The organism is Streptomyces sp. NPDC059909, assembly GCF_042730885.1.
Taxonomy (GTDB): domain Bacteria; phylum Actinomycetota; class Actinomycetes; order Streptomycetales; family Streptomycetaceae; genus Streptomyces.
Genome location: NZ_JBHWKX010000028.1, coordinates 25788 through 37414, shown reverse-complemented (window position 1 = coordinate 37414; position 11627 = coordinate 25788). Strand labels below are relative to the sequence as shown.

Here is an 11627-nt window from a genome sequence, read left to right as displayed (position 1 = left end):
CACCCATGACCATCGCCGCGTCGCCCCGCTGGCTGATCAGCGGGGCAACGCGGCCGGCCGCCCCCAAGCTCTACTGCTTCGCGCACGGGGGCGGTTCGGCCGCGGAATACATTCGCTGGGCCCGCGATCTGCGGAGCGCCGAGCTGCACGCCGTACAGCTGCCGGGCCGTGGTTCGCGTACCGCCGAGCCGGTCCTCACGTCGATGGACGCGCTGGTCGAGGCGTTCCTCGCCGACGTGCCGCTCGACGGCCCTGTGCCCTACGCCTTCTTCGGGCACAGCCTCGGGGCGCTCGTCTCGTACGAGGTCACCCGCGCCCTGCGCGCGGCCGGGCGCCGCCTGCCCGCCCGGCTGATCGTGTCCGGCTTTCCCGCACCCCATCTCCCTCGGAAACGGACCGCCGAGCCGCTGCACCGGCTGCCCGACACCGACCTCATCGAGGCGGTCTCGCGCATCCACGGGGGCATCCCGGAAGAGGTCCTGGCCTCACCGGAGTTGCGGATGCTCACGGCCACTCCGCTGCGGGCCGACTACCAGATTCTGGAGACGTACTCCTGGCGGGCCGAGGATCCCCTCCCCGTTCCGGTCACGGTCTTCGGCGGCCGGGACGACCGCGTCTCGCGCGAGCAGCTGGAGGCGTGGCAGGACCACACGACGGCCGAGGTGACCGTGCGGCAGTTCCCCGGAGGCCACTTCTATCTGCGTGAACGGTCCGCCGTCGTACTGCGGGCGCTCGCGGGAGCGGTCGGCACGGTCGACTCCCGTGCTCACGCCGGTGCCGGTGCGGGTGCCGGCGCCCCGGAGCGGAGCACACCGTGCTGACCTTCGCCGCCGCGTCCCTGGTCCTCATCATGATCCCCGGCCCGGACCAGGCCCTGATCACCCGCAACGCACTTGCGGGCGGCCGGAGGGCCGGGCTCCTGACGATGGTCGGCGGAGTGCTGGGCCTGAGCGTCCACGTCGGGGCGGCCGTCCTGGGCATCTCCGCGCTGCTCATCGCCTCGGCGACGGCATTCACCGTCCTGAAGGTCGTGGGCGCCGTCTATCTGGCCTGGATGGGCATCGCGACCCTCCGCAGCGCCCGGCACACCATGGCGGACGACACGGAGGGCGACGACGGCGGCAACGGCGACGGCGCGCAGAAGGGCACGAGGTACCTGCGGCACGGCTTCCTGTCCAACGCGCTCAACCCCAAGGTCGCGCTGTTCTTCGTGACCTTCCTGCCCCAGTTCCTGCCACCTGGGGGGAGCGTGCTGCCCAGAGCGCTGCTGCTCTCGCTGGTCTTCGCCGTCATCTATCTGCTGTGGTTCAGCACCTACGTGATCACGGTCGACCGCCTCGGCAGAGTGCTCCGCCGTCCCCGGGTGCGGGCCCGTATCGAACAGGTCACGGGCGTCCTGCTGATCGGCTTCGCGGCACGGCTGGCGCTGCAGTCGCCCTGAGGCGTCCGGGTGCGCGGTGTGGAGCCGGGATCCGGCCGTCGGCCGAGGGCGCGAGCCCTCACGCGCCGGCGAAGCGGTCCAGCGCCGCGAGCACATGGCCGCGTGTCGTGTCGCTGCCCAGATGGCCCGCGTCCTCGACGACGAGCAGTTCCGCGCCGGGCCAAGCGCGGGCGAGTTCCCATGCGGTGTCGAGTGGGCCGGACATGTCGAGGCGGCCGTGGACCAGGACGCCGGGGATGCCCGCCCTCACGATCGCCGGCGGGTTCGTGACCACGTGGTAGCCCTGGTCGCCGCCTGGTAGCCCTCGTCGCCGCCCGGCAGGCGGATGGGTCGCCTACGCGGCGTCCCGTCGACCGTGCTCGACGTGCAGGACGACCTTGCCGCGCGGATGCTCCGTCGCGAGCGCCTCGTAGGCCGCTCGCGTCTCGGTGAACGGCACCACGCGGTCCACCACCGGCCTGAGCTTGCCGGCGTCGATCAGCTCGCCGATCGCCATGAGCCCGGCCCGGTCGGGTTCGACGATGAAGAACAGGCCGCGCGCTCCATGGGCGGCCGCCTTCTTCGGATCCGGCGGCTGCACGATGCTGACCACGATTCCGCCGGGGCGTACGGCCGTCCAGGAGCGGTCCAGCGTCTCGCCGCCGACCAGGTCGAGTACGACGTCGGCGTCGTGCACCAGGTCCTCGAAGCGTTCGGAATGGTAGTCGATGACCCGCTGTGCGCCGAGGCCGGTGACGAAGTCCTTGTCACGCGCCGATGCGGTGGCGGTCACCCGTGCACCGAGCGCCGCGGCGATCTGGACGGCGAAGGTGCCGACGCCTCCGGCGCCGCCGTGGACCAGGACGTGCTGTCCCGATCGCAGTGCCGCATGGCCGACGAGCGCCTGCCACACGGTGAGCGCGGCGAGCGGAACGGCCGCCGCCCGATCGTGGTCCAGCGTGGCCGGCTTGGGGGCGAGCATGTCCGCGGGAACGGTGACGTACTCGGCGGCCGCACCGTCGCGCGTGAACGGGATCAGCCCGTAGACCTGATCGCCGGTCCCGAGGTCGGTCACTCCGCTGCCGAGGCGGGCCACGACGCCTGAGACCTCGTGCGACGGGACGGTCGGGGTTCGGTCCCGCCCCGTTCCGTCGAGGCTGTCGGTCCAGGTGGCGTCCCAGTCGAGTTCACCTGCCGTGATGGACGCGGCGCACACGGCGACGAGGACCTCACCGGCCGCCGGTTCGGGGCGCGGTGCCGACTCGTACGCGAATCGTTCGGGGCCGCCCCGCTCGTGGGCTCGTACGGCATGCATCGTGGCAGTCATGAGGGGTCACTCCCGGTGCGTACGGACTTCCCCTGTTCCCCGGTCTCCCCGGCCCGAATCTACTCGGGTGCATGAGGGCCCGCACGTGCGAGGAGGCTCCGCACGTGCGAGAGCGCCCCCTGGGGTCGGGGGCGCTCTCGCCGGCACCCTCGCCGGCACCGGAGCCCGGCCGTGCGGGCCCTGGTGACGGCCGGTGGCAGGGGCCGCACGGTCACGGGCAGCTGATGCGCGTGTCGCCCGGGTCGGTGGTGCAGGTGTCGATGCCGGGGCCGCCGTTGGCCGTGTCGTTGGCGGAGACGCTGTCGACGCTGTTGAGGGTGTCGTTGCCGTACGAGCCCGTCAGGACGTCGCTGCCGGGGCCGCCGTTCAGGGTGTCGTTCCCGTAGCTGCCGTCGATGTTGTCGTTGCCCGTGCCGCCGTGGGCGGTGTCGTTGCCGAAGCCCGGCCGGATGGTGTCGTTGCCGCCGAGGCCGCAGATGACGTCGTTGTTGAAACCGCCGTTCAGGGTGTCGGCGCCGCTGGTGCCGACGATCGTGCAGCCGCGGGCGTTGTTCACGGTGGTGGTCGCCGTAGCGGTGTTGTTGGCGGGCACGGGGTCGGATTCCGCGGCGCTGACCGTGGCGGTGTCGGAGAGGGTGCCGGTGGCCCGGGGCTCCGCCACGACGGTCACGGTCGCGGAGGCGTCGGGGAGGAGGGTGCCCAGGGTGCAGTTCGCGCTGGTGGCCGTGGTCGCGCAGGTGCCCTGGCTCGGCGTGGCCGACAGCAGAGTGCCTCCGGCTCCGGTGAGGGTGTCGGCCAGGGTGACGCCGGTGGCCGCGGTGGCGCTGGTGTTGTGCACCGTCACGGTGTACGAGGCCTGGTCGCCGATGCTGACGGTGGCGGGGCCGGTCTTGGTGACCGCGAGGTCGACGACGGCCGGGGGCGGGGTACTGCTGACCTCGTAACGGGCGACAGCGTGGTTGTCGCTGCCGTTCCCGCTCACGACGATCTTTCCGTCGGGCTGCACCGCCACGGCGTGGGCCTCGTCGTAGAAGGTCTCGAAGTCGGTGGTCACCCTGCCGCCGGCGCCGAAGCCGGCATCGAGACTGCCATCGGTGTTGTAGCGCGCCAGCGCGAAATCCTGCTGGATGCCGCCGATGGCGACGATCCTGCCGTCGGGCTGCAGTGCCATGTCGTAGGCCCGCTCGAACTGGCCCGAGTCGGTGGTCACCGTGCCGTCGCCGCCGAAGCTGATGTCCGGGCTGCCGTCGGAGTTGTACCGCGCCAAGGCGAAATCGTAGGCGGCGTAGCCGGCGGCGACGATCCTGCCGTCGGACTGCACCGCCACTCCGCGAGCCGCGTCTTCGCCGTCGAAGGCGGTGGTCACCGTGCCGTCGCCGCCGAAGCCGGTGTCCGGGCTGCCGTCGGAGTTGTACCGCGCCAAGGCGAAATCGGAGACGAAGTCGGGGGAGGTGTACCCGACCTGGCCTGCGGCGACGATCCTGCCGTCGGACTGCAGGGCCACGTCGTGGACCGAAGCGCCGCCCTCCGCGAAAGCCGTGCGTGCGGTGCCGCCGTTACCGAATCCGGTGTCCGGGCTGCCGTTGGCCGTGTAGCGAGCCACCAGGAAATCGCCGTCGGCGAGGCCGGCGGCGACGATCCTGCCGTCGGACTGCAGGGCCACGGCCCGGGCGTATCCGGACGTGCCGGTTCCGAAGTCGGTGATCACCTTGCCACCGTCGCCGAAGGAGCCGTCCGGGTTGCCCTCGCTGTCGAAGCGGGCCACCGCAAGCCGTGCCCGCGTGCCGTCGACCGTGTCGCTGCGGCCGACCGCGACGATCTTGCCGTCGGGCTGCACCGCCACAGCCTGGCCCTCGTCGTTGCTGCCGCCGTCCAGGTCGGCGAACACAATGCCGTCGCCGCCACCGAACCCCGTGTCCAGGCTGCCGTCGGTGTTGTAGCGGACCAGCACGAAGTCGTTGGGGCCGTCGAAGTCGAAGCCGCTGCCGATGGTGACGATCTTGCCGTCGAGCTGCAGGGCGACGTCCTGGCTGTCCTCGACATTGGCGACATCGGTCACGACCTTGCCGTCGCCGCCGAAGGCGGGATCCAGGTCGCCCGGGTCGGCCAGTGCCGTACCGGGCAGGGCCAGGGCGAGGGCCAGGGCCGCGACGGCCACTGCCCCCGTTCGCCTCGCTCTCGTTCGCAGACCAGAAATGAACGTGGACATGCAGACCTCTCCGCCTCTCGCCGCCGTGGACAGCCACAGCTTCAGGCCGCTTGTGGCCCTCACCCGCGGCGGCGCATCCGTAGTTGCGCCCACCGGCGCCCGAATCCACCCCCGTGGGGGAGTGGCCGGACGCACGAGAGCCCCCGCCCGTGGCCGGGCGGGGGCTCTCTGAGCAGCGGATTTGCCGGCCGGTGCCGGACCGCGCGTCAGCCCTGCGGGTTGAGCTCGATCGTCTGGGTCCGTTCTGCCGGGGTCTTGCCGAGCAGCGCCTTCTGCATCGCCTGGGCGACGTCGTCGGACGACAGCTGGTGCCGCTTCCCATCGCCCTTGGTGATCAGGATGCCGTCGAAGACGCCGTCCAGGAGCTCGTCGATCGCCTGCTTGTTGTAGACCTCGACGAGCCGGCCGTCGATCGGCTTCATAGAGAGGATCTTCGGGAGCGACCGGGCGGGGCCGAACTGGATCTGCTTGCCCCCCGCCTTGATCGTGATCAGGCCGGACATCGCGGGCTCGGCGAACTCCTTCATCGCCCGGTCCAGTTCGGCCTTGGTGATGGTGGGCCGGCGGATGCCGACGGGCAGTTCGACCTCGTTCGTCCTGCCGGTCTCGACCTGGGCGCGGTACGCGTCCTTGACCGAGATCATCGACTGCTGGACGTCCAGCGACTGTCCCGCCTTGCCCGGTACGGGGACGGCCTTGCCCGGCTCGAACCGGATCGTGCCCTCGGTGGCCGAGCCGGAAGTGCCCGCCAGGTCGGTCAGCGCGACCTGGAGCTTCTCCTCGTCGACCGGGATGACCGGCTGGGCCACCCGCTCGCCGCCGAAAAGGGAGCCGATGACGGAGACCGGGTTGTAGTCGCTGCCCGCCGCGTCCCGGACGGTCGCCTGGCTGTCGAGGCTGAGGCCCGCCTTGTCGGGGGCGAGCTGCTCCTTCTTGTTGCCCACCGTCAGCTGGAGCGGCGCGGTGGCGCGCTCGCCGAGGGCGGCCTCGAGCTTGGCGACCGCGTCCTCCTTGGTGCCGCCGCCGATGTCGACGCCGAGGACCGTGGTGCCCTTGGGGACCTCGGAGTGGTTGAGCAGCAAGCCCGCGCAGTAGGCGACACCGAGCACGCCGAACACGCCCACGCCTGCGAGGACCAGCTTGGACCGGCCCTTCTTGGCGGCGGCACGGGACGACGAGGGCGCCGCCGCCCGGGACGGCGAGGGGCCGGCCGCGCCGTGCGCCGGGCCCGCCGGGCCGGGGAAGTCGGGCGCCGAGAAGTCCGCGGCAGGGCCGGAGGACGGCCAGGGGCCGCCGTCCGGGCCGGCCGAGGGGCCGCCCGGCATCGGAGGCGCGAACGGTGAGCGGTGCTCCGGCGGGACCACCGGGATGCCGCTCGTGAGCGTGTCGCCGGAGACGTTGCCACCGGGGGCCGCCGGACCGGGCACGACCGGGCCGGGACCCGGCTCGGGCGCGGGCTTCTGCGGAGTCAGTACGGCCGTGTCGTCGCTCATCCGCGGCGCGCCGCCACCGCCGCCGGGGCCACCGCCGCCCGGGGCGAACGGCGAGGTGCCGGTGACCGGACCCGTCGTGGGGCCGGTGGGGCCCTGCGTGCCCGGAGGCCGTACACCGAGCTGAGGCGTGGACCGGACGGATCCCGGGGCGTCCGCGTTCGCCGCGAGGTCGCCGAGCGAACCGCCGGAACGCGGGGCGCCGGTGCCCGGCCCCTGCGGAGCGCTCGTACCGCCGGGCCTGCTCGGCACACCCGGCGCGCCCGGTGCTCCCGGCGCGCCCGATCCATGCGGCGCCTCAGGAGCAGCCGGGGCGGGAGCCGGGGGCGGCGTCGGTGCCTTGCGCGGTGCGAACCAGTCGCTCGTCTTCTCCTCGGCCGGCTTCTCCGGCGCGGCCGGGGCCTCCTCGCGCGGGGCGGGCGCGGTCGGCGCCTGGGTGGTCGCCGCGGGCCGGGGCGTACTGCCCGTACGCTCGGCAGGCCGCTCACCACTCGCACCCTTGGCGCCGTTCGCACCGCTCGCGCCATTGCCGCCGTTCGCGCCCTCGCGCGCGTTCACGTCGCTCATCGGCGTACGCATGACGACCGGCGGAATCGGCCGCGAGCCCGGGATGTTGATCCGGATGCGCGTGGTCAGCGTGGTCTCGGTCCTGGGCTCGTCCGGCTGCGGAGCGGACGCAGGCTCGGCTCTCTCGTCCGGAGCGTCCTGCGTGGGATGCAGCGACGGATACTGGCGGGATCCGTACGGCGGCGTCCCCGAGGGGTACGCGGCTCCGCCACGCCCCTGGGGGCCGGAGGACGAACTGTCAGTTTCACGACTCAAAGCAGGTTCTCCCGATCGGCTCCGCCGCCCGTTCTTACTGTTTCCACTGCTGCGGGCGGCTCGGCGGCGCGCACCACCATACTGGCCGCCGCCGACCCGCACCCGGCGACTCCGGGAAGCGGCGCCCCGCACACGCTCCACGGGGCATGGTCACGGCACGGTCATTTCGGCCTGAGACGGGACACGTCACGTGCCAAGTCGGCCTGTGTGACTGCCCGGTTGCGGCAGCCGCGCCATGGTGGCACAGATCACAGCGATGACCATCCCGCCCAGCAGGAAGACGATCTCGCCGACGCCGCCCGCGAAGAGGCCGTCGCCCTCCGGCCGTCCGGCGCTCAGCAGCAGCACCGCAACGATCCAGCCTGCGGCGGGTGCGACCACGCCCAGCTGGGTGCCGGTGGCACGCAGCCCGCCGTAGAAGAGCCCCCCGACGCCGAGCAGCGCCAGCAGCAACCCGACCGGGAACCAGGCGGCTTGGACCAGCGAGCCGGCGGTTCCGACGAGGAAACCGAGAACGACGAGGCCGAGATATGCGGCGATGCGTCCAGGTTTCAGGGGCTTGGTCATCCAGGCTCCGGGCTCGGTCATGAGGTGATCCCCTCGAACAGGTCGTACTCGCGCGCACCGGCCGGTGCGCCGGACTCGCCGCGTACCAACTGGTAGTACTCGGTGGTGAACAGCGGCTGGCCGAGGTCGTTCGAGAGCGCGAAGAAGGGGCCGTCCACAGCGATCTGGGTGGCGTGGGCCCGCATCGCGTCCGACTTCCGGTCGGCGTACGCGGTACCGTCGATCTCGGTGGTGATCTCCGCGTCGTCCACGACGCCCGGGACATCGCCGATGTCCGCGACTCCCGGGAAGGTGCGGGCTCCGTCCCCGGACCGCAGGGCCGCGAAGGCCTCCCCCGCGACCGAGCGCGGCACCCGGTTCCAGTAGATCTTGGCGATGGTGTGCGGCTCGCCGAGGTCGCGCCGGAAGGCCGGTTCGGCGGCGAGGTCGGCGGCCCGCATCGCGACGCGGTGCGCCTGGATGTGGTCGGGGTGGCCGTAGCCGCCGTCGGGGTCGTAGGTGACGAGGACCTGGGGCCGTACCGCACGGATCACCTCGACGAGGTGCGGCGCCGCCTCGTCCACCGGCGTGCTCCAGAAGGCGCCGGGGCGGTTGTTCTGGGGCAGGCCCATCATCCCGGAGTCGCGGAAGCGGCCGGGACCGCCGAGGAAGCGGTAGTCGGTGACGCCCAGCGCGGCCATGGCGGCGGCCAGTTCGCCGATCCGGTGCGCGCCGAGGCTGTCCTCCTGGTCGGCGGTCAGATGGGCGAGCTCGGGCGGGATGACCTCGCCCTCCTCGCCGAGGGTGCACGTCACCAGCGTGACGCGGGCGCCCTCGGCGGCGTACCGCGCCATGGTGGCGCCGTTGTTGATCGACTCGTCGTCGGGGTGCGCGTGCACCAGGAGCAGACGACGGCCTGGGAGGTCCGTCATGACCCCAGCCTACGAGGCCGGGGGGCGGGGCCGGCCCTCCGGTTCGGCCCTCCGGTTCGGGCTTCCGGATCGCCTGCCGTGTCCGGACTTCCGGGTCACCCTCAGTGTCCGGACTTCCGGGTCACCCTCAGTGTCCGGCTTCCGGATCACCCTCCGTGTCCGGCTTCCCGGATCAGGCCGCCGATCGGGCCCTAGAACTTGATGCCGCCGATCATGCCCGCGACATTCGTGGTCAGCTCGCTGATGGTGGGCGCGATGGAGGAACTGGCCAGATAGAACCCGAGCAGCATGCAGACCGCCGCATGCCCGGCCTTGAGCCCGGATTTCTTGACCAGCAGGAAGACGATGATCGCCAGCAGCACCACCGCCGAAATCGAGAGTGCCACGGCGGTTCACCTCCACAGAAATTCGGTCCGCAACGGTCAGCATGCATGTGCCCATGTGCCGGAGGAGTCCTACCCACCTGGCGACACGGATCATAACTATCCACACCCACGCATCGATCGGTGCACAGCAGCACACGGGGGCGCACGGCACTAGATTCGGCCACATGACCTCGAGGCAACAGCTCCCCCAACCGCCCGCCTTCCCGCTCTCCTTCCCCCGCCAGTACGCCAGGACGCAGCGCTTCGGTCTGGGCGCACCGCGTGCCTTCACGGTGGCGCCCGACGGCTCCCGGGTGGTGTTCCTCCGCTCCCCCTCGGGGACGGAACGGGCCCACCGGCTCTGGGTGCTCGACCTCGACGGGGAGGTCCGTGAGCGCGTCGCCGCCGACCCGGACGCACTGCTGGGCGGAGCCGCCGAGGAGTTGCCCGCCGAGGAGCAGGCGCGCCGGGAACGCAGCCGGGAGGGGTCCGGGGGCATCGTCGGCTATGCCGTGGACCGGGACGTGGAGTTGGCGGCTTTCGCGCTGTCCGGGCGGCTGTTCACGGCGGAGCTGCGGGCCGGCACCTCACGTGAACTGCCCGCCACCGGGCCGGTGATCGATCCGCGGCCCTCGCCGGACGGCCGGTATGTCGCGTACGCGGCGCAGGGTGCCCTGCGGGTGATCGGGGCGGAGGGGGACGGGGACCGGGCGCTCGCCGAGCCGGAGGACGCGCGGACGACATACGGCGTCGCGGAGTTCCTGGCGGCCGAGGAGATGGGCCGTACGCGCGGGTTCTGGTGGGGGCCGGACAGCGACCGGCTGCTGGTGGCGCGCGTCGACGGCTCTCCCGTACAGCGGTGGTGGATGGCGGATCCGGCGCATCCGGACCGGGAGCCGGCGCCGGTCGCGTATCCGGCGGCGGGGACGGCCAACGCCGACGTACGGCTGTATCTGGTCGGGCTCGACGGGGAGCGGACGGAGGTCCTCTGGGACCGGGAGCGGTACCCGTACCTGGCCCGGGTCCACTGGTCGTCCTCCCGGGCTCCGCTGCTGCTCGTGCAGACGCGGGACCAGCGCACGGCGCTGTACCTCGGCGTGGACACCGGTACGGGTGAGACGCGCACGGTGCACGTGGACGAGGACCCGGTGTGGATCGAGCTGCCGTCAGGGGCGCCCGCGTGGACTCCGGACGGGCGGCTGGTGCGGATCGCCGACGAGGGCGGTGCGCGGGTGCTGGCGGTGGGCGACCGGCCGCTGACCGGGGCGCAGTTGCATGTGCGGGCCGTACTGGACATCGGGGACTCGGATGTCCTGGTCTCGGCGTCGGCGGGTGCGGAAGCGGCGGAGCCGGAGACCGGCGAGATCCATGTGTACCGGGTCAACGAGCTGGGCGTGGAGCGGGTCTCCGACGGTGTGGGGCTGCACTCCGCGGTGCGTTCCGGAGCGGTCACCGTACTCGCTTCGGCGCGTCCGGATTCGAGCGGCTCGACGGTCCAGGTGCTGCGGGAGGGGAAGCTGCTCGCCGTGATCCCCTCGCACGCGGAGGAGCCCGTCCTGTCCGCCCGCGTGATCCTCACCGAAGGGGGCGCACGGCGCATTCCGTGCGCCGTGCTGCTGCCTTCCGGCTACCGGGAGTCGGACGGTGCGCTCCCCGTGCTCCTGGATCCCTACGGCGGTCCGCACGGCCAGCGTGTGGTCGCCGCACACAATGCGCATCTCACCTCGCAGTGGTTCGCCGAACAGGGCTTCGCGGTGGTCGTCGCGGACGGGCGTGGCACCCCAGGCCACTCCCCCGCCTGGGAGAAGGCGATCAAGGACGACGTCACGCTCGCGCTGGACGACCAGATCGAGGCGCTGCAGGACCTCGCCGGGCGGTTCCCGCTCGACCTCGGCCGGGTGGCGATCCGCGGCTGGTCGTACGGGGGTTACCTCGCCGCCCTGGCCGTCCTCCGGCGCCCCGACGTCTTCCACGCGGCGGTCGCTGGGGCGCCGGTCACCGACTGGCGGCTGTACGACACCCACTACACCGAGCGCTATCTGGGCGTCCCCGACGAGCGGCCGGAGGTCTACGCCGCGAACTCGCTCGTCACGGACGACGGGCTGAGCGGTGCGGCGGAGCCGGCGAGACCGTTGATGATCATCCACGGCCTCGCGGACGACAATGTGGTGATGGCCCACAGCCTCCGTCTGTCGTCTGCCTTGCTGGCGGCGGGCCGCCCCCATGAGGTGCTCCCGCTCAGCGGAGTCACCCACATGACCCCGCAAGAACAGGTCGCGGAGAATCTGCTGCTGCTCCAGGTGGACTTCTTGAAGCGGTCGTTGGGCCTTGGCGAGGGATAGGCGGCGGGGCTCCTTGGAGTCGTCCGGCGCTTGAGGACGGACACCCGGGCCGGCCGAACGGTACCGGTCGCGTCCAGGGGTCCGGGGGCCGGGGGTCCGGGAGGCCGGGGCGGGGGGTCCGGGGGAGCCGGGTGAAGCCACCCGCACAGAAAACCGGCCGGGGCGCATGACGCG

General features: G+C 72.4%; 9 protein-coding genes and 1 pseudogene. 3 read left to right on the top strand and 7 right to left on the bottom strand.

Annotated elements, in window-relative coordinates:
- Nucleotides 1–5: 5 nt before the first annotated feature.
- Together ACFV9O_RS20130 and ACFV9O_RS20125 are read left to right on the top strand one after the other, a co-directional pair.
- A complete protein-coding gene (locus ACFV9O_RS20130) occupies nucleotides 6–821 on the top strand; it encodes a thioesterase II family protein (protein ID WP_385419722.1) in 816 nt (271 codons plus the stop codon).
- Nucleotides 815–1441, top strand: a complete 627-nt coding sequence (locus ACFV9O_RS20125; RefSeq protein WP_385419720.1) for a LysE family translocator — start codon at nucleotides 815–817, stop codon at nucleotides 1439–1441. Before ACFV9O_RS20130 ends, ACFV9O_RS20125 begins: the two co-directional genes overlap by 7 nt.
- A 58-nt stretch (nucleotides 1442–1499) precedes the next feature.
- Here the strand turns inward: ACFV9O_RS20125 and ACFV9O_RS20120 are convergent.
- The 7 genes and pseudogenes from ACFV9O_RS20120 to ACFV9O_RS20090 form a co-directional block, all read right to left on the bottom strand.
- Nucleotides 1500–1685, bottom strand: a pseudogene (locus ACFV9O_RS20120) (prolyl aminopeptidase); the annotation flags it as partial.
- 90 nt (nucleotides 1686–1775) lie between these two features.
- On the bottom strand, nucleotides 1776–2747 hold the full coding sequence (locus ACFV9O_RS20115; RefSeq protein WP_385419717.1) for an NADP-dependent oxidoreductase: 972 nt from the start codon (nucleotides 2745–2747) through the stop codon (nucleotides 1776–1778).
- Nucleotides 2748–2958: 211 nt separating this feature from the next.
- The gene (locus ACFV9O_RS20110) at nucleotides 2959–4905 is read right to left on the bottom strand and encodes a calcium-binding protein (RefSeq protein WP_385419714.1); all 1947 of its coding nucleotides are present in this window, start codon (nucleotides 4903–4905) and stop codon (nucleotides 2959–2961) included.
- Nucleotides 4906–5162: 257 nt separating this feature from the next.
- Complete coding sequence (locus ACFV9O_RS20105) at nucleotides 5163–7268, bottom strand: hypothetical protein (protein ID WP_385419712.1); 2106 nt, start codon at nucleotides 7266–7268, stop codon at nucleotides 5163–5165.
- A gap of 186 nt (nucleotides 7269–7454) precedes the next feature.
- Nucleotides 7455–7856, bottom strand: coding sequence for a DUF6113 family protein (locus ACFV9O_RS20100; protein ID WP_385419710.1), 402 nt, complete (start codon nucleotides 7854–7856; stop codon nucleotides 7455–7457).
- A complete protein-coding gene (gene mshB, locus ACFV9O_RS20095; RefSeq protein WP_385419708.1) occupies nucleotides 7853–8746 on the bottom strand; it encodes an N-acetyl-1-D-myo-inositol-2-amino-2-deoxy-alpha-D-glucopyranoside deacetylase in 894 nt (297 codons plus the stop codon). Before mshB ends, ACFV9O_RS20100 begins: the two co-directional genes overlap by 4 nt.
- A 191-nt stretch (nucleotides 8747–8937) precedes the next feature.
- Nucleotides 8938–9132 (bottom strand): hypothetical protein, encoded by a 195-nt coding sequence (locus ACFV9O_RS20090; protein ID WP_242329672.1) that lies wholly within the window; start codon nucleotides 9130–9132, stop codon nucleotides 8938–8940.
- Between the two features lie 164 nt (nucleotides 9133–9296).
- On the opposite strand from ACFV9O_RS20090, the gene ACFV9O_RS20085 reads away from it, so the two are divergent.
- A complete protein-coding gene (locus tag ACFV9O_RS20085; RefSeq protein ID WP_385419704.1) occupies nucleotides 9297–11453 on the top strand; it encodes a prolyl oligopeptidase family serine peptidase in 2157 nt (718 codons plus the stop codon).
- The last annotated feature ends 174 nt before the right edge of the window (nucleotides 11454–11627 follow it).